5 protein-coding genes are annotated in these 20,372 nt (G+C 56.3%); all 5 read right to left on the bottom strand.

The features are described from left to right. The 5 genes from SynBIOSE41_RS16965 to SynBIOSE41_RS16945 all read right to left on the bottom strand — a co-directional run bounded on the left by SynBIOSE41_RS16965 (position 1) and on the right by SynBIOSE41_RS16945 (position 20,355). Positions 1-336 (bottom strand): hypothetical protein, encoded by a 336-nt coding sequence (locus SynBIOSE41_RS16965; protein ID WP_186539043.1) that lies wholly within the window; start codon positions 334-336, stop codon positions 1-3. 106 nt (positions 337-442) lie between these two features. Then, a complete protein-coding gene (locus SynBIOSE41_RS16960) occupies positions 443-1,192 on the bottom strand; it encodes a helix-turn-helix domain-containing protein (protein ID WP_186539047.1) in 750 nt (249 codons plus the stop codon). A gap of 271 nt (positions 1,193-1,463) precedes the next feature. After that, a complete protein-coding gene (locus SynBIOSE41_RS16955; RefSeq protein ID WP_186539046.1) occupies positions 1,464-1,877 on the bottom strand; it encodes a hypothetical protein in 414 nt (137 codons plus the stop codon). Between the two features lie 331 nt (positions 1,878-2,208). Beyond that, the gene (locus tag SynBIOSE41_RS16950; RefSeq protein WP_186539045.1) at positions 2,209-2,505 is read right to left on the bottom strand and encodes a hypothetical protein; all 297 of its coding nucleotides are present in this window, start codon (positions 2,503-2,505) and stop codon (positions 2,209-2,211) included. Between the two features lie 27 nt (positions 2,506-2,532). After that, on the bottom strand, positions 2,533-20,355 hold the full coding sequence (locus SynBIOSE41_RS16945; RefSeq protein ID WP_186539044.1) for a hypothetical protein: 17,823 nt from the start codon (positions 20,353-20,355) through the stop codon (positions 2,533-2,535). Positions 20,356-20,372: the final 17 nt, after the last annotated feature.

The raw sequence follows: 20,372 nt of genomic DNA, 5'->3' as shown, positions 1-20,372 counted from the left end.
TTATTTCTTCAACAGGCAAAGTGGCGGATTGCCTGGATTTGTTGAAAAGAATGTTGCCCAGTCAGCGGGATATGGTTTGCGTGTAGTATCAACAAACGTTTTGGCTATAGAAATATTGGCGTGAATTAATTTTGACTCAAAACAGAAATTGGATTGATCTTTGGGAAGCGTCGAAATGTCTGCTCTAATAAATTTGGTTGTTGTAGTTGCGTCCGCAAAAAATTTTGATTCTTGTTCCAATGTCGATGTCTTCTGCTTGTTCGACATTGATTGGTTCGTCAATGTGATTGAGCTTTCGACGGCATCAGGTGCTTCAGAAGGCGTGGTGTCGGTCACGTCTGGAGCAACTCAGGAAAGTCTCAGCAAATTCTGGGAGAAAACCCATCAATCCCAAGGGCAACGTGATCCCAAAAGTGCGGGATTTTTTTCAATCCCTGATCGTTCAGGTGTCCGTCGCATCGCGGCTGCGGTTCAGGGTGGCTTGTGGGGGTTCGCCGTACTGCTGCTGGTATCGCCGTGCAAAGTGGCTGCGGCTGGTAAATCCCACGGCCGATGCGATCGCTCCGACGCCATTCAGCCCCAGCTCACGGCGTCGGCTTGGATTGAGCAGTAGTTGGCCAATCCTGTCCATGCGGATCGATCGTTGCAGCTCAAGAGGGGTGCAGGCGAAGTGTTTCCTGGCTCCTTTAAACAGTGATGTCCGAGATTGATTCAGCTCGGCTGAGAGCGCATTCATGGACAGCGACTTGCTTGTGTTGTTGGCACACCAGTGCAGCAACTCGATCGCGGCTTGATGGCGATCCTCCCGTGTGGCGATGTGCATGGTTTGGCTGTTTTGCGCTTCAAAGCAGCCAATCACAGTGTCGATCAGCTGATCGGGTTCTTCGGGTTTCCAGGTGTCCTGATCTCGTTCCACCAGATCGTTGAGTTGCTGCTGCAGGCGGCGTCGCAGTTCCACCTGCACTTCCAGCTGATTGGTGCCCTCCCAGCGCTTCAGCATCAGCGGTCCACCTCCATGCTGTGCATGGCGTTCCAGCAAGGCTTCCTTGCCGATCACCAAAGTTGCCAGTGTTGCCTGGGCAGGCACGCTGAGATCGAAATCGCTCAGCGTTCGTTTGTAGCCCATCAAGCCTGGCCAAGGCATGGGAATTCCCTGGGCGCGGTACGGCTGATCCGCTATGGCGTCCGTCAATGGAATGGCCAGCGTGCAGGGCTTGGGCCGCCGCGTCCCGCTGAGAAACAGGTTCTAGTTGGTTTCGATCGCTTCGCGCAAGCAATTCAGCGAAATATTCCCCTTCGTCGCCTTTTGTGTCTTTGCTTTTTAGTATCCGATCAAAGTGGTGGCCAAGCTCTTCATTCAGCACTCTGGTGGTATCTTTAAATGATGCCGTTTTGAGCCAGTCTTGGTTCAGAAAAATCTTGCCATTTGTCGAAGAGTACGCGCCGCTGCGGCCGTACATCTTTTAGCTTGCAAGCAGAACAATCTCGGGAAGTAATGAGTAGTTTTGTTCTGCTAGCTGGGCGTTGATTTCTTGCAGCTTTGCGGGTATTTCTAGTAGGTTTAGGGCTATTTTGCCTGAGGAAATTAGATCGCCATTTTTTGCTGCTCTGTGCAGGCTGCTTTGCCATGCGTTTTCATGTTCAGAAAGGGTGTGGCCTATTCCGCTGTCAACATCAATGGGGTGGGTTGTCTGCTCTGAGATCTGCTGGGGGGAATTCTGGGTAGCTCTTGGTGGAGTGGCTTCGTTGGGGTTGTGCTGAATTCCGGCTGGTTGGCAAGGATCCGTGCAGTCTCCGTTAGTTGTGTTTTCTCTTTGGCTACTCCCAGCCGCAACTTCTGGCTTCTCGCCTGATGACGCATCGCTTGGATTTCTCATTGCACCTTCCCTCTGTTAAGGCGCAGCAAGCTCCTGATGATTACGACGTAACCAGCTGCAGCTATGGGCATCCCGGATCGTTTCAGCAATCACTCACCTAATTTTTAGCTATTTCCAAGCATTGCCAACGTCTGTATGGGCCTGATCGTGCGAGAAATTCATGTGCAGATTTGTTCGGGTCGCCTTGTCGTTGCTGGGATCGCACTGCCCGCTGGCTCACGACTGGTGATCCCTGTGGGGGCGATTGATCTCAACTTTGTAGGTTTCAGCCCCAGATCTCGCCCTGGATTAGGCAGTTGGTGGGTTCTGGTTTGCTGTGTTGTTCACACCCTTAGGCAGGCATTCGATACTGGCTTGGTGGAGGTTTTTCCGTTTGCCACTGGTCATGCTTTGTCTGTTTTGAGTTTCTCAGCAGTAAACAAAGTATTGGTGAGCTGATCGGGTTTTTCGGTTTTCCAGCCTGCCTAGTCTCTTTGAGCCGTATCATTGAGTTGCTGATAAAGGCAGCATCGCCGGTCTGGCTCAACTGCCCAGCGGATTGATGTTTTTCAAGCGCTCCAGGCTTCTGTTGCTTCTCCTGGCGCCCAAAATCGTTGAAGTGAAGCAGGCTTATGGCTGTTCCATCCATTAATGAATAATTTGGATTTAATGCGAATTAAATTACAGAAATTTGAACAGTAACATCATTGTAATCCCATTGATTACTTTCGCTTTGCTGATTGTCTTCGAAGCCGAAGTGATTCATTCCTAAAATCTTGAGATTGTTTGGCGTGCTGTTAGCGGAAGCATTGTTAGCTGTATAGATTAATCCATCGCTGGTAATCAGGACAGGGGCGTAAAGGCCGTATTCGCTGGATTTGATGGTCCATTCCAGACTTGTTGTTTCGTTTCCAGTGAGATCAATTTGTTCTTCGTTGGGATTGATAAGTGATTGTCGAACCATATTCTGGAAGGCATCACTTCCATCAGCCTTGACTCCGTTGACACTCAAGACTTCGCTGTCGTCATCGAAGCGTATGAAGGCGAGTCGGTTTTGTGATCCGGATTCGCTGCTTGCTTCGACTCTCAGAGTCACCATGTCTTGGTGTAGAGCCTGCAGGTTAAGAACGCCAGTTTGTAGAGAGCTTTGCGAGCGAGCTATCAGGAAGTTGTCAAGGTTTTCCGGCGTCAGATGGCCGCTGATGGAGATTTCTAGTTTGTTGGTCTCCTGGCTCGAAAATCCAGATTCTTCATTGAGCAGTAACGACCAAGTTCCATTCTCATTGCTCTCTTGAAGCTTGATCGCAAGAGAGGTTTGGTCTGTGTTCTCGTTGCTTGAGTTCTGGAATCGCAGCTCTTCTCCAGCTTGTAGGTAGATCTCACTGCGACCGAGATTTTGATGATCAATGGTTGCTCCGATTTCACCAATTCGGTTTCGTTCATTGCTGATCAATAGGAGGCTGTCTTGCCATTCTTCGGCAGCACTTTCAGTGTTAAGTCTGATCCAGAGGCCCAGCCCCTCCGGTCCTTCAACGGTGAGGCCAAGCCCATCTGCTGTGGTGGTCAGCCTGGGCGGACTTTGCAGCTCAGCCGCCCCGATCGGGTCTTCGATGATGAATGGGTCGGGGTTGAGGTCTCCGGGGCCGTTGTCTCGAAGGAACAAGGTTGCTCCATCTGGCCTGCCATCGCCATCTCGATCCATGAGGATCCCTCCGAGGCCTGTGATCGGGTCGAAACCAAAGAAGCGCAGTTGACCGGATGCATCCGGTTTGATCAGTGCGTTCCATAGGGATTCATCGTTATCGAAGCGATAATCAACGCGATGAATGGCATTTGCAAATTGTTGGTTAGCGGTATCCCTGTAGGCGGCACTTTCGGATTTGGAAACGTCCCCGTCGACGATCACTTCAGGGACGAGTCGGAATCCCACTTGATCGGTTGTATTCAGGACTGAGTTCGTGCTTTCTTGCGTTTGACTGTTGTTGTTTCTTCGGGTGAGCTGATTCAGTGCGTTGATGCTGTCTCCTTTAATACGCTCTGCTTCTCTTTTGATTCCCTGGAAGCGAAGTGCGATGTGTGAGATTAGTGCTCCACCAGCTTTTGTCGCTTGATCAAGCAGTGTGTTCTTGATCAAAGTGAGGCTTGATCTCCCATTGTTAGAGGATGGGAACGTGGCGACATCTCTTTGTTTGAAGTCTGGAATGCCATCATCATTATGGTCCCAGGGCAGTTGACTCACGGGATTGATTTCGCGTTCAATTACATCTTCGACGCCATCGTTATCTGAATCGACTCCCTTTTTTGAGGTTTCCAAGTTGGCTGAGTTGGTTTCTTTCTCTGAAGTTCCAGAGTTGGCTCCTTTTTTTGAAGCGATTGTGTTGTCTGACTCTGTGGGTTCTGATTTTTCGTCAGTGTCTATGGTGTTAACTGTAAACACGAGAACGTTGTCTGTTTCTGATCCATCGCGATTGAAGTTGCCCAATGAATTGCAGAATTTATTCGACTTAACACAGATCATTCCATCATCTGTGCTGTCGATGGCTGGTGTGAATCTGGCGCTGTAATTGGTTCCAGAGCCGGAGAAGTTTGAGATAGAGCCACCCGAATAGGTGAGATCAGATTCGGTGAAATCACTCGATGGACTAGAGAGGGTGAAGATTATTTCGGCTGTTTGTCCTCGCTTGAGTGATCTCACCGCCGATGAGAGTGCAATGGAAGGTGTGCGAGTTTCTGCGTCCTTGTTGAGATTGCTGATGCCGTCTGATGCGTAGCTTGTTGCGATATCACTTTCGCTGCCAGTCAGTTCACTGATGGAGCTGGCATTGATGATGCCCGTTGTATGTCCATCTAATGTGTTGAGGATTGACGCTGCAAGGGTGGTGTCAATGAGAGTCACTGCCTCATCGCCGAGATTGCTGATGCCCGAGGAGGTATAAGCTGCGTTGAGATCTGCGGCTGTGCCGCTGAGTGTATTGATGGTTCCGGCATCGATGCTGCCGCTTGTGTTGCCATCGAGTCTGTTGAGAATTGATGCAGCGAGCGATGTATCGGTAAGGGTGATTATTTCACTGCCGAGATTGCTGAAGCCTGAGGAGACATAGAGGGTGATGAGGTCTGCCGCAGTTCCAGTGAGTTTGTTGATATCGGTGGCATTGATGGCGACCGTGGTTTTGTTGCCAAGATTGTTCAACGCAGAGGTTGAAACGGATGAATCGGTAACGGAGATGGAGTAAGCATTTCCGGTTTCATTGAGTCCAGCGAGTGTCGCCATATCGCCATCTGAGATGGTTGCCGTGACCACGCCGGTTGTGGCAGCTGCGAGAGTGTTGGCTTCCGAGGTTGTTGCTGTTCCTGTGCTGACGTTGAGATTTTCATCGCCGAGATTGCTGATGCCGGAGGAGGAGTAGGCGGTGTTCAGGTCAGTGGCAGCACCTGAGAGTGTGTTGACGGAGCTGGCATTGACGCTGCCGGATGTGTTGTCGTCGAGTGTGTTGAGGACTGATGCGGCGAGTGAGGTATCGGTGAGGGTGACGGCTTCATCACCGAGGTTGCTGATGCCAGTGGAGGAGTAGGCGGTGTTCAGATCAGCTGCGCTACCGGCAAGTGTGTTGATGGAGTTGGCATTGACGCTGCCGGATGTGTTGCCATCGAGCGTGTTGAGGACGGTTGCGGCGAGTGAGGTATCGGTGAGGGTGACGGCCTCATTACCGAGATTACTGATGCCAGTGGAGGCGTAGGCGGTGTTCAGGTCTGCGGCAGCACCTGTGAGTGTGTTGACGGAGTTGGCATTGACGCTTCCGGACGTGTTGCCGTTGAGCGTGTTGAGAACGGAGGCAGCGAGTGAGGTATCGGTGAGGGTGACGGCCTCGTCACCGAGATTGCTGATGCCTGAGGAGGCGTAGGCGGTGTTCAGGTCTGCGGCAGCACCTGAGAGTGTGTTGATGGAACTGGCATTGATGCTGCCGGATGTGTTGCCGTCGAGGGTGTTGAGGACGGATGCGGCGAGTGAGGTGTCGGTGAGGGTGACGGCTTCATCGCCGAGGTTGCTGATGCCGGATGAGGCGTAGGCGGTGTTCAGGTCTGCTGCAGCACCTGAGAGTGTGTTGATTGAAGTGGCATTGACGCTGCCGGATGTGTTGCCATCGAGCGTGTTGAGGACGGAGGCTGTGAGTGAGGTATCGGTGAGGGTGACGGCCTCGTTGCCGAGGTTGCTGATGCCAGTTGAGGTGTAGGCCGTGTTCAGCTCTGCAGCTGTACCTGTCAGTGTGTTGATGATGAACGCGTTGATGTTGCCTGAGGTTTTTGAGGCGAGGTTGTTGAGAACGGATGCAGACAGCGAGGTGTCGATGAGGGTGATTGCCTCATCGCCAAGTGTGTTGATCCCGGAAGAGGAGTAGGCGCTGATCAGGTCTGAGGCCGAGCCGAAAAGTGTATTGATGGAGCCAGCATTGATGACTCCTGTGGTGTGTCCATCAAGGCTGTTGAGGATTGAAGCGGTAAATGAAGCCCCAGAAAGGGTGAGCGCCTCGTCGTTGAGGCCTGAAATGCCGGATGAGCTGTAGGCGTTGATCAGGTCTGCGGCCGTTCCAGTGAGTGAGTTGATGGAGTTGGCATTGATGCTGCCTGTTGTGTTGCCATCGAGCGTGTTGAGGACGGATGCAGCGAGTGAGGTGTCGGTGAGGGTGACAGCCTCGTTGCCGAGATTGCTGATGCCGGAGGAGGCGTAGGCGATGTTCAGATCTGCCGCTGTACCCGTCAGGGTGTTGATGGAGTTGGCATTAATGGTGCCTGAGGTGCGTCCGTCGAGGGTGTTGAGAACGGAGGCGGTGAGGGTTGTATCGGTGAGAGTGACGGCCTCCTTGCCGAGATTGCTGATGCCGGAGGAGGCGTAGGTGGTATTCAGTTCAGCGGCAGCACCGGAGAGTGTGTTGATCGAGTTGGCATTGATGCTGCCAGAGGTGTGTCCGTCGAGTGTGTTGAGAACGGATGCAGCGAGGGTTGTGTCGGTGAGGGTGACGGCTTCGTTGCCGAGATTGCTGATGCCGCTTGATGCGTAGCTGGTGTTGAGTTCAGCGGCAACACCGGAGAGTGTGTTGATGTTGCTGGCATCGATGCTGCCTGTTGTGTTGCCATCGAGGGTGTTGAGAACGGATGCAGCGAGGGTTGTATCGGTGAGGGTGACGGCCTCGTTGCCGAGATTGCTGATGCCGGAGGAGGCGTAGGCGGTGTTGATTTCAGCGGCAGCACCTGAGAGCGTGTTGATCGAGCTGGCATTGATGGCACCGGTTGTATTGCTATCGAGCGTGTTGAGAACGGTGGCTGTGAGTGAGGTGTCGGTGAGGGTGACGGCCTCATCACCGAGGTTGCTGATGCCTGTGGAGGCATAAGCGGTGTTCAGGTCAGCTGCTGTGCCTGTGAGGGTGTTGATCGAGCTGGCATTGACGGTGCCGGATGTATGGCCGTCGAGGGTGTTGAGAACGGAGGCTGTGAGTGAGGTATCGGTGAGGGTGACGGCCTCGTTGCCGAGGTTGCTGATGCCGGAGGAGGCGTAGGCGGTGTTGATTTCAGCGGCAGCACCGGAGAGTGTGTTGATCGAGTTGGCATCGATGCTGCCTGAGGTGTGTCCGTCGAGTGTGTTGAGAACGGAGGCGGTGAGAGAGGTGTCGGTGAGGGTGATGGCCTCGTTGCCGAGATTGCTGATGCCGGAGGAGGCGTAGGTGGTATTCAGTTCAGCGGCAGCACCGGTGAGTGTGGTGATGTTGCTGGCATCGATGGTGCCTGAGGTGTTGCCGTCGAGGGTGTTGAGGACCGATGCGGTGAGGGTGATCTGATTGCCGAGATCAAAGACTCTTACGTGCCCAGCGTTTCCTGCACTTCCATCGTTTCCCAGGGCACCAATGGCGACGGTGCTGCCATCGCTGGAGAGAGAAACGCCGAGCCCGCTGAGATCGCCGGTAGCTTCTCCATCGATATCGCTACCGCGTTGATTCCAAGAGGAGGAGGCTGAATTCCACTGGTAGATGCGCGTATGGCCCGAATTTGAGCCATTGCCATCGTTTCTGTAGGCACCAATGGCAACGATGCTGCCATCGCTGGAGAGAGAAACGCTGAAGCCGCTGTAATCGCTGGTAGCTTCTCCATCGATATCGCTACCGCGTTGATGCCAGCTGGAGCCGTCCCATTTGTAGATGCGCGTATGGCCCGAATTTGAGCCATTGCCATCGTTTCCGTAGGCACCAATGGCAACGGTGCTACCATCGCTGGAGAGAGAAACGCCGAGCCCGCTGAGATCGCTGGTAGCTTCTCCATCGATATCGCTACCGCGTTGATTCCAGCTGGAGCCGTCCCATTTGTAGATGCGCGTATGGCCCGAAGATGAGCCATTGCCATCGTTGTTGTAGGCACCAATGGCAACGATGCTGCCATCGCTGGAGAGAGAAACGCTGAAGCCGCTGTAATCGCCGGCAGCTTCTCCATCGATATCGCTACCGCGTTGATTCCAGGAGGAGGAGGCTGAATCCCACTGGTAGATGCGCGTATGGCCCGAATTTGTGCCATTGCCATCGTTTCCGTAGGCACCAATGGCAACGGTGCTGCCATCGCTGGAGAGAGAAACGCTGCGGCCGCTGTAATCGTTGGCAGCTTCTCCATCGATGTCGGGGCCGAGTTGGGTGAACGACACCGATCCGGCGAGTGAGGTGTCGGTGATGGTGACGGCCTCGTTGCCAAGACCTGAGATGCCCGAGGAGTCGTAGGCGGTCTTGAGGTCAGCGGCCGTGCCTGAGAGTGTGTTGACGGAACTGGCGTTCACGCTGGCGGATGTGTTGCCGTCGAGGGTGTTGAGAACCGAGACCGCGAGTGAGGTGTCGGTGAGGGTGACGGCTTCATCACCGAGATTGCTGATGCCGGAGGAGCCGTAGGCGGTGTTGAGGTCAGCGGCCGTGCCGGACAGTGTGTTGATGGAGGAGGCATTGATGGCACCTGAGGTGCGTCCATCGAGGGTGTTGAGAACGGAGGCTGTGAGAGAGGTATCGGTGAGGGTGATCGCCTCGTTGTTCAGGCCAGAGATGCCGGCTGAGGTGTAGGCGGTGTTGAGGTCCGCGGCAGTGCCGGCAAGTGTGTTGATGGATGAGGCATTGATGGTGCCTGAGGTGCGTCCATCGAGGGTGTTGAGAACGGAGGCTGTGAGAGAGGTATCGGTGAGGGTGATTGCCTCGTTGTTCAGGCCAGAGATGCCAGCTGAGGTGTAGGCGGTGTTGAGGTCAGTGGCGGTACCGGTGAGGGTGTTGATGGAGCTGGCATCGATGGTGCCTGATGTGTTGCCGTCGAGGTTGTTGAGAACGGTCGCGGTGAGTGAGCTGTCGGAGAGGGTGACGGCCTCATTGCCGAGATTGCTGATACCACCTGCCGCATTCGAGGCATAGGCGGTGTTGAGGTCAGTGGCGGTACCGGTGAGGGTGTTGATGGAGCTGGCATCGATGGTGCCGGATGTGTTGCCATCGAGTGTGTTGAGGACCGATGCGGACAGAGAGCTGTCAGTGAGCGTGACGGGCTCATTGCCAAGGCCTGAAACACCGCTGGAGGCATAGGCGGTGTTGAGATCTGATGCACTGCCCGTTAGAGAGGCAACGCCTGATGCATTGATCACCCTGCTGTTGGCCGCATCAATTGCGTTTAAAAGATCTGCCTGGATATTGGCGAACGTAAAGATGATTTCTTCGTCACCTAGACCGGTAAAACCTCCAGATGTGTAAGCAGTTGCGATATCACTAATTGCACCAACGATTTGGGTGATATTTCCGCAGTCAATATTGACGGTTGTTTTGCTGTTTAAGGTATTTAATTCATCCGCATTGACGCGTGTATCGGTAATGGTGACGGCGTAGGCGTTGCTGGTTTCGGTGAGATCGGCAAGTGTGGCCATGTCTCCTTCGGAGATGGTGGCGGTGACGACACCGGATGTGTCGGCGGCGAGGCTGTTGGCCTGGGTCGTGGAAGCAGTGCCGCTGTTGACATTGACCGCCTCATTGCCAAGGCCTGAGATGCCGGAGCCGTTGGCGGCGTAGGTGCTGATCAGATCAGCAGCAGTGCCAGAGAGCGTGTTGATGGAATTGGCATTGATGCTGCCTGAGGTGCGACCGTCGAGGGCATTGAGAACGGAGACGGCGAGTGAGCTGTCGGTGAGGGTGACGGCCTCATTACCGAGATTGCTGATGCCACCGGAGTCGTAAGCGGTGTTCAGGTCAGCTGCGCTGCCTGTGAGTGTGTTGATGGAGTTGGCATTGATGGCGCCTGAGGTGTTGCCGTCGAGGTCATTGAGAACGGAAACAGCGAGGCTGGTATCGGAGAGGGTGGCAGCTTCATTGCCGAGGCCGGTGATGGAGCCGTTGCCGTTGCCGGTGTAGGCGGTGTTGAGGTCAGCGGCTGCACCGGTGAGGGTGGTGATGTTGCTGGCGTTGATGGCAACAGTTGTTTTGCCGTCGAGTGTGTTGAGAGCAGCTGCGGCAACGCTGTTGTCGGTGATGGTGATGGAGTAGGCGTTACCGGTTTCAGTCAGTCCGGCGAGTGTGTCCATGTCGCCATCGGAGAGAGTGGCGGTGACCACACCGGATGTTGCGGCGGCGAGGTTGTTGGCCTGTGAAGTGGATGCGGAGCCGCTGTTGACGTTGACCGCAGTCGCTCCAAGGTTGTTGATGCCTCCTGATGCGAAGGCGGTGATGAGGTCTGTTGCTGCACCGGTGAGGGTGTTGATCGAGTTGGCATTGATGGTGCCTGAGGTGCGACCGTCGAGGGCATTGAGAACGGAGACGGTGAGGGTCGTGTCGGTGAGGGTGACGGCCTCGTTGGCCAGGCCGTTGATGCCACCGGAGTCGTAGGCGGTGATCAGATCAGCGGCGCTGCCGGTGAGCGTGTTGATGGTGTTGGCGTTGATGGTGCCTGAGGTGTTGCCGTCGAGGTTGTTGAGAACGGAAACAGCGAGGGAGGTGTCGGAAAGAGTGACGGCCTCGTTGTTGAGACCAGAGATGGAGCCGTTGGCGTTGGCGGTGTAAGCGGTGTTGAGATCAGCGGCTGCACCGGTGAGTGTGTTGATGGAATTGGCATTGATGGTGCCTGAGGTGTTGCCGTCGAGGTCGTTGAGAACGGAGACGGCGAGGGTCGTGTCGGAGAGAGTGACGGCCTCATTGCCGAGATTGCTGATGCCGCCTGATGTGTAAGCGGTGTTCAGATCAGCCGCTGTACCGGTGAGCGTGTTGATGGTGCCCGCATCGATGCTGCCTGAGGTGCGTCCGTCAAGGATGTTGAGAACGGAAACAGCGAGGGATGTGTCAGAGAGGGTGGCAGCTTCGTTGCCGAGACCAGAGATGGATCCGTTGCCGTTGGCGGTGTAGGCGGTGTTGAGGTCAGCGGCTGCACCGGTGAGGGTGGTGATGTTGCCGGCATTGATGGAAACAGTTGTTTTGCCATCGAGGGTGTTGAGAGCTGATGCAGCAACGGATGTGTCCGTGATGGTGATCGTGTAGGCGTTGCCGGTTTCAGTGAGTCCGGCGAGTGTGGCCATGTCGCCATCGGCGATGGTGGCGGTGACAACTGCCGATGTGGCAGCCGAGAGCGTGTTGGCTTGCGCTGTGGTGACGATCCCACTGCTGACGGAGATGGCCTCGTCGTTCAGGCCAGAGATGCCGCTTGATGCGTAAGCGGTGATCAGATCAGCGGCGTTGCCTGAGAGTGTGTTGATCGATCCGGCATTGATGGTGCCTGAGGTGTGTCCGTCGAGCGCGTTGAGAATGGATGCTGCGAGGGATGTATCCGTGAGTGTGATGGCCTCGTCGCTGAGCCCAGAAATTCCGGCTGAGGTGTAGGCGGTGTTGAGGTCAGCGGCTGCACCGCTGAGGGTGTCGATGGAGCTGGCATTGATGGTGCCGGAGGTGTTGCTGTCGAGCGTGTTGAGGACTGAGGCTGAGAGCGACGTGTCGGAGAGGGTGACGGCTTCGTTATTGAGACCGGAGATGCCACTGGATGCGTAGGCGGTGTTGAGGTCAGCGGCTGTACCGGTGAGGGTGGTGATGTTGCTGGCGTTGATGGTGGTGTCTGTTTTCCCATCCAGGGTGTTGAGAGCAGCAGCAGCAACGGATGTGTCGGTGATGGTGATGCTTAAGTTGTGTCCGCTCTCACTGATTCCTGCCAATGTGGCCATATCTCCGTTGGAGATTGTGGCCGTCAGGCTTCGGCTGCCATGCGAAATTAATCCTGAAAGAGTATTGGCTTCTGCAACAGTGATTGACCCGCTTGCTGTGAAGCTGCAATTGCTGCCTAAGCCAGAAATCGTTCCGGCAGTTTCGGCCGCATACGTTGAAATAATGCTTGCATAAGTTCCGGTTAGCCTCGTTATTCGTGTTGCATTGATCGTGACAGTCGTCAACGCATCAATGCTTAAAAGATCAGTGGTGGCAACGGTTCTATCACGTATGAAAATTGAGTAAGCATTGCCTGTGCCGTTAAGGGTCAGGGCGTTGGAAACAAGCAGAGCGCTGGTTCCATTTGAGTCTGTCACTGTTGCAGTAACGACTCCCGACGTGTGGCCATTCAGTGTGTTTGCTTCTGAAGCGCGAATCCGGTTGTTAACGGTGATGGCTTCATTGCCAAGGCCTGTGATTGCGCCACTGCCTGCTGCTGTGTACGCAGTGTTGAGTGAGTTGTAGTCATCACTTGTCAGCGTATTGATGCTGCTGGCATCGATGGCGCCGGATGTGTTGCCGTCGAGGTCGTTGAGAACGGAAACAGCGAGGGTTGTGTCCGAGAGGGTGGCTGCTTCATTGCCGAGCCCGTTGATGGAGCCGTTGCCATTGGCGGTGTAGGCGGTGTTGAGGTCAGCGGCTGCACCGGTGAGGGTGGTGATGTTGCCGGCATTGATGGCAACGGAGGTTTTGCCATCGAGGATGTTGAGAGCTGATGCAGCAACGGATGTTTCCGTGATGGTGATGGAGTAGGCGTTACCGGTTTCGGTGATGCCGGCGAGAGTGGCCATGTCGCCATCGGAGATGGTGGCGGTGACCACGCCGGATGTGGCGGCAGCGAGGGCATTGGCCTGTGAGGTGGAAGCGGTGCCGCTGCTGACATTGACGGCTTCATTGCCCAGGCCTGTGATGCCGGAGCCGTTGGCGGCGTAGACCGTGATCAGGTCAGCAGCAGTACCGGTGAGCGTGTTGATCGATCCGGCATTGATGGCGCCGGATGTGTTGCCGTCGAGGTCGTTGAGGACCGATGCATTGAGGGTCGTGTCGGAGAGGGTGATGGCCTCGTTGGCCAGGCCTGAGATACCTGAGGAGGCGTAAGCGGTATTGAGATCTGCGGCTGTGCCTGTGAGGGTGTTGATGGAGCTGGCATTGATGGCGCCGGTTGTATTGCTATCGAGCGTGTTGAGAACAGAGACGGCGAGGGATGTATCAGAGAGGGTGGCTGCTTCATTGCCGAGGCCGTTGATGGAGCCGTTGCTGTTGGCGGTGTAGGCGGTGTTGAGGTCAGCAGCTGCACCAGTGAGCGTGGTGATGTTGCTGGCATTGATGGCAACAGTGGTTTTGCTGTCGAGTGTGTTGAGAGCAGCGGCCGCAACACTGTTGTCGGTGATGGTGATGGTGTAGGCGTTACCGGTTTCGCTGAGCCCGGCGAGGGTGGCCATGTCGCCATCGGAGATGGTGGCGGTGACGACACCGGACGTGTCGGCGGCGAGGGCATTGGCCTGTGCAGTGGAAGCACTGCCGCTGTTGACATTGATGGCTTCATTGCCCAGGCCATTGATGCCGCCGGAGTCGTAAGCAGTGATTAGATCAGCTGCTGTACCTGAGAGGGAATTGATGGAGCCGGCATTGATGGTGCCTGAGGTGTTGCCGTCGAGGTCGTTGAGAACGGAGACGGCGAGGGACGTGTCAGCCAGGGTGGCAGCTTCATTGCCGAGTCCTGTGATGCTGGAGCCATTGGCGGTGTAGGCGGTGTTGAGGTCAGCGGCTGCACCGGTGAGAGAGGTGATGTTGCTGGCGTTGATAGCAACGGAGGTTTTGCCATCGAGAGTGTTGAGAGCAGCGGCAGCAACGCTGTTGTCGGTGATATTGATGGTGTAGGCGTTGCCGGTTTCGCTCAGCCCAGCGAGTGTGGCCATGTCGCCATCGGAGATGGTGGCCGTGACCACGCCGGATGTATCGGCGGCGAGGGCATTGGCCTGTGAGGTGGAAGCGGTGCCGCTGTTGACATTGACGGCTTCATTGCCCAGGCCATTGATGCCACCGGAGTCGTAAGCGGTGATCAGATCAGCGGCGCTGCCTGTGAGTGTGTTGATGGAGTTGGCATTGATTGCACCTGAGGTGCGTCCATCGAGGGCGTTGAGAACGGAGGCGTTGAGAGAGGTGTCGTTGAGGGTGACGGCCTCGTTGCCGAGATTGCTGATACCGCTTGATGTGTAAGCGGTGTTGAGGTCTGCGGCTGCACCAGTGAGTGTGGTGATGTTGCTGGCATTGATGGCATCAGTGGTTTTGCCGTCCAGGGTGTTGAGCGCCGATACCGCGACCGATGCGTCGCTGATGGTGATCGAGTAAGCGTTGCCGGTTTCTGTGAGCCCGGCCAGGGTTGCGAGATCGCCATCGGAGAGTGTGGCGGTGACGACACCGGAAGTGGCAGCAGCGAGGTTGTTTGCCTGTGAGGTGCTGACAACTTCGGTGATGGAGACAGCTTCATTGTCAAGACCAGAGATGGAACCGTTGCTGTTAGCCGTGAAGGCGGTGGTCAGATCGGCATAGCTGCCTGAGAGGGTATTGATGGAGGAGGCATTGATGGCACCGGAGGTGCGTCCATCGAGGGTGTTGAGAACAGAAGCGGAGAGGCTGGTGTCGGAGAGAGTGACGGCTTCATTGCCGAGATTGCTGATGCCGCCTGATGTGTAAGCGGTGTTCAGATCAGCCGCTGCACCGGTGAGCGTGTTGATGGAGGACGCATTGATGGCACCGGAGGTGTGTGCATCGAGGGCGTTGAGGACGGAGACGGCGAGGGAGGTATCGGAGAGGGTGATGGCCTCATTGCCAAGATTGCTGATGCCGCCTGATGTGTAAGCGGTGCTGAGATCTGCTGCTGCACCCGTAAGTGTGTTGATAGAGGAGGCATTGATGGCACCGGAGGTGCGTCCATCCAGGGTGTTGAGAACAGAGGCGGAGAGGCTGGTGTCGGAGAGAGTGACGGCCTCATTGCCGAGATTGCTGATGCCGCCGGATGTATATGCGGTATTGAGATCAGCGGCTGCACCGCTGAGTGTGTTGATGGAGGAGGCATTGATGGTTCCTGAGGTGTGGCCATCAAGGATGTTGAGGACGGAGACAGCGAGGCTGGTGTCGGAGAGGGTGATGGCCTGGTCGCCGAGATTGTTGATGCCGGAGGAGCCGTAGGCGGTATTGAGATCAGCGGCAGTACCTGAGAGTGTGTTGATGGAATTGGCATCGATGGTGCCTGAGGTGTTGCCGTCGAGGTCGTTGAGAACGGAGACGGCGAGGCTGGTGTCGGAAAGAGTGACGGCCTCATTGCCGAGATTGTTGATGCCGCCTGAGGTGTAGGCGGTGTTCAGATCTGCGGCCGCACCCGTGAGCGTGTTGATGGAGGAGGCATTGATGGTTCCTGAGGTGTGGCCATCAAGGATGTTGAGAACGGAGACGGCGAGGCTGGTATCGGAGAGGGTGACGGCCTCATTGCCGAGATTGCTGATGCCGCCAGAGGTGTAGGCGGTGTTCAGATCAGCGGCTGCACCGCTGAGTGTGTTGATGGAGGAGGCATTGATGGTTCCTGAGGTATGGCCATCGAGGAGGTTGAGGGCGGAGACGGCGAGGGTGGTATCGGCGAGGGTGGCCGCTTCATTGCCGAGGCCGATGATGCTGGAGCCGTTGGCGGCGTAGGCGGTGTTCAGATCAGCGGCTGCGCCGGTGAGCGTGTTGATGGAGTTGGCATCGATGGCACCGGAGGTGTGACCGTCGAGGGTGTTGAGTACTGACGCTGCGAGGCTGGTGTCGCTGAGAGTCACGGCCTCATTGCCGAGATTGTTGATGCCGCCAGATGTGTATGCGGTATTGAGATCAGCCGCTGCGCCGGTGAGAGTGTTAATGGTGGAGGCATTGATGGCACCGGAGGTGTGTCCATCAAGAGCATTCAGAACGGAGACGGCGAGGGACGTGTCGGAGAGGGTGATGGCCTCGTCGCCGAGATTGTTGATGCCGCCTGATGTGTAAGCGGTGTTCAGATCAGCGGCTGCACCGGTGAGCGTGGTGATGTTGCTGGCATTGATGGCAACAGTAGTTTTGCCGTCGAGCGTGTTCAGAGCAGCAGCAGCAACGCTGTTATCGGTGATGGTGATGGTGTAGGCATTACCGGTTTCACCGAGACCGGCGAGGGTGGCCATGTCGCCATCGGAGAGGGTGGCGGTGACAACACTGGACGTGGCAGCCGAGAGCGTGTTGGCCTGGGAGGTGGACGCGTTGCCGCTGTTGACGTTGACCGCTTCATTGCCAAGGCCGTTGATGCCGCCTGATGCGTAGGCCGTGATCAGATCAGCAGCAGTGCCGGTGATCGTATTGATGGAGTTGGCATTGATGCTGCCGGAGGTATTGCCATCGAGGGTATTGAGGACTGAGGCAGTGAGGGATGAGTCAGTGAGCGTGATCGCTTCGTTGTTCAGACCTGAGAGCCCCGATGAGGTGTAGGCGGTGTTGAGGTCAGCGGCTGCGCCTGAAAGTGTGGTGATTTTGCTGGCATTGATGGCAACGGAGGTTTTGCCGTCCAGCGTGTTGAGAGCAGCTGCAGCAACGCTGTTATCAGTGATGGTGATGGTGTAGGCATTACCGGTTTCACTGAGACCGGCGAGTGTGGCCATGTCGCCATCGGAGACGGTTGCGGTGACGACACCGGAGGTGGCAGCAGCGAGGGTGTTGGCTTGAGAGGTGGTGACAGCTCCGGAGACGGAGATGGCTTCATTGCCAAGACCAGAGATGGAACCGTTGCTGTTAGCTGTGAAGGCAGTGTTGAGATCGGCGTAGCTGCCTGAGAGCGTGGTGACATTGCTGGCATTGATGGCAACGGAGGTTTTGCCATCGAGTGTGTTGAGAGCTGATGCAGCAACGGATGTATCAGTGATGGTGATGGTGTAGGCGTTACCGGTTTCGGTGATGCCGGCGAGGGTGGCCATGTCGCCATCGGAGAGGGTGGCGGTAACCACACCGGAGGTGGAAGCAGCGAGGTTGTTGGCCTGGGCGGTGGAAGTGGTGCCGCTGTTGACGTTGATGGCTTCATTGCCAAGACCAGAGATGGAACCGTTGCTGTTAGCCGTGAAGGCGGTGGTCAGATCGGCATAGCTGCCTGAGAGCGTGTTGATGGAGGAGGCATTGATGGCAACGGAGGTTTTGCCATCGAGTGTGTTGAGATCCGCTGCGGCAACGCTTGTGTCGGTGATATTGATCGTGTAGGCGTTACCTGTTCCCGTGAGACCGGCAAGAGTGGCCATGTCGCCATCGGAGAGGGTGGCGGTGACCACGCCGGATGTGTCGGCGGCGAGGGCATTGGCCTGTGAGGTGGAGGCAGTGCCGCTGTTGATGTTGACCGTTTCATTGCCCAGGCCGGTGATGCCACCTGAGTCGTAGGCGGTGATCAGATCAGCGGCGCTGCCTGAGAGGGAATTGATGGAGCTGGCATTGATGGCACCTGAGGTGCGTCCATCGAGGATGTTGAGAACGGAGACGGCGAGGGATGTATCGGAGAGGGTGACGGCTTCATTGCCGAGATTGCTGATGCCGCCTGAGGTGTAGGCGGTGTTGAGGTCAGCCGCGCTACCGGTGAGCGTGTTGATGGAGGAGGCATTGATGGCACCGGAGGTGCGTCCATCGAGGATGTTGAGAACGGAAGCAGCGAGGCTGGTGTCGGAGAGAGTGACGGCTTCATTGCCGAGATTGCTGATGCCGCCTGATGTGTAGGCGGTGTTCAGATCAGCCGCTGCACCGCTGAGTGTGTTGATGGAGGAGGCGTTGATGGCACCGGAGGTGCGTCCATCCAGGGCGTTGAGAATGGAGATGGCGAGGCTGGTGTCGGAGAGGGTGACGGCCTCATTGCCGAGATTGCTTATGCCGCCTGAGGTGTAGGCGGTGTTGAGATCAGCGGCTGCACCGGTGAGGGTGGTGATGGCATTGGCATTGATGGCAACGGAGGTTTTGCCGTCGAGTGTGTTGAGAGCAGCGGCCGCAACACTGTTGTCGGTGACGGTGATGGAGTAGGCGTTACCGGTTTCGGTGAGCCCGGCGAGTGTGGCCATGTCGCCATCGGAGATGGTGGCGGTGACCACAGCGGATGTGGCAGCAGCGAGGTTGTTGGCCTGGGAGGTGGAAGCGCTGCCGCTGTTGACATTGACCGTTTCATTACCAAGGCCGGAGATGCCACCAGAGTCGTAGGCGGTGATCAGATCAGCGGCGCTGCCGGTGAGTGTGTTGATGGAGCCGGCATTGATGGTGCCGGAGGTATGGCCGTCGAGATCGTTGAGGACGGAGACGGCGAGGGATGAGTCCGAGAGGGTGGCAGCTTCATTGCCGAGTCCGGCGATGCTGGAGCCATTGGCGGCGTAAGCGGTGTTGATGTCAACTGCGGTGCCCGTGAGCGTGGTGATGTTGCTGGCATTGATGGCAACGGAGGTTTTGCCGTCGAGGGCGTTGAGAGCAGCTGCGGCAACACTGTTATCGGTGATGGTGATGGTGTAGGCGTTGCCGGTTTCGCTGAGACCGGCAAGGGTGGCCATGTCGCCATCGGAGACGGTGGCGGTGACCACACCGGAAGTGGCAGCAGCGAGGTTGTTGGCCTGGGCGGTGGACGCACTGCCGCTGTTGACGTTGACCGCTTCATTGCCAAGACCTGTGATTCCTCCTGATGCGTAGGCAGTGATCAGGTTTGCGGCGTTGCCTGAAAGCGTGTTGATGGAGCTGGCATTGATGCTGCCGGAGGTGTGGCCATCGAGGGTGTTGAGGACGGATGCGGCGAGGGTGGTGTCGGAAAGGGTGATGGCCTCGTCGTTCAGGCCAGAGATGCCGCTTGATGCGTAAGCGGTGTTGAGATCTGCTGTAGCACCAGTGAGAGTGTTGATGGAACTGGCATTGATGGTGCCGGAGGTGTTGCCATCGAGGGTGTTGAGGACGGAGACGGCGAGGCTGGTGTCGGAAAGAGTGACGGCCTCGTTGTTGAGACCAGAGATGGAGCCGTTGCCATTGGCGGTGTAGGCGGTGTTGAGGTCAGCGGCTGCACCGGTGAGGGTGGTGATGTTGCTGGCGTTGATGGCAATGGAGGTTTTGCCATCGAGAGTGTTGAGAGCAGCAGCAGCAACGCTGTTGTCGGTGATGGTGATGGAGTAGGCGTTGCCTGTTTCGGTGATGCTGGCGAGGGTGGCCATGTCGCCATCGGAGATGGTGGCGGTGACCACGCCGGATGTGCCGGCGGCGAGGGCATTGGCCTGTGAGGTGGAGGCAGTGCCGCTGTTGACATTGACGGCTTCATTGCCCAGGCCGTTGATGCCACCGGAGTCGTAAGCGGTGATCAGATCAGCGGCGCCGCCTGAGAGTGTGGTGATGTTGCTGGCGTTGATGGCAACGGAGGTTTTGCCATCGAGAGTGTTGAGAGCAGCGGCCGCAACGCTGTTGTCGGTGATGGTGATGGTGTAGGCGTTACCGGTTTCGCTGAGCCCGGCGAGGGTGGCCATGTCGCCATTGGAGATGGTGGCGGTGACGACCCCGGATGTGTCGACGGCAAGGGCATTGGCTTGGGACGTTGAAGCAGTGCCGCTGTTGACGTTGACCGCTTCATTGCCCAGGCCAGTGATACCACCAGAGTCGTAGGCGGTGATCAGATCAGCGGCGCTGCCGGTGAGTGTGTTGATGGAGGAGGCATTAATGGCACCGGAGGTGTGTCCGTCGAGGGCATTGAGAACGGAAGCAGCAAGAGAGGTGTCCGTGAGGGTGACGGCTTCATTGCCGAGATTGCTGATGCCGCCTGATGTGTAAGCAGTATTGAGGTCAGCGGCAGTGCCAGAGAGCGTGTTGATGGAGCTGGCATTGATGGCGCCAGAGGTGCGTCCATCGAGTGTGTTGAGAACAGAGACAGCAAGGCTGGTGTCAGAGATGGTGACGGCCTCGTTGCCGAGATTGCTGATGCCTCCTGATGCATAGGCAGTATTCAGGTCAGCGGTGCTACCGGTGAGCGTGTTGATGGAGCTGGCATTGATGGTGCCGGAGGTTTTGCCGTCCAGTGTGTTGAGAGACACAACGGCCAGGGATGTGTCCTCAAGGATGTGTGCTTCATCTCCAAGCCCTGTCAGATTGGGCAAGTTGTAGAGGTAATTGATGTCTGCAAAACTGCCTTGAATTGTGCTGACAAAAGCTGCATCAAGGCTTCCGCCATTCAGGTTCCAGGTATTGATCAGATTGTTTGCCGTAACTAAAGACATGGCATCTATTCTCTCGC

This window comes from Synechococcus sp. BIOS-E4-1 (assembly GCF_014279995.1).
GTDB lineage: Bacteria > Cyanobacteriota > Cyanobacteriia > PCC-6307 > Cyanobiaceae > Synechococcus_C.
The sequence above is the reverse complement of the archived record's forward strand: the minus strand, read 5'-3'. Positions and strand labels throughout refer to the sequence as shown.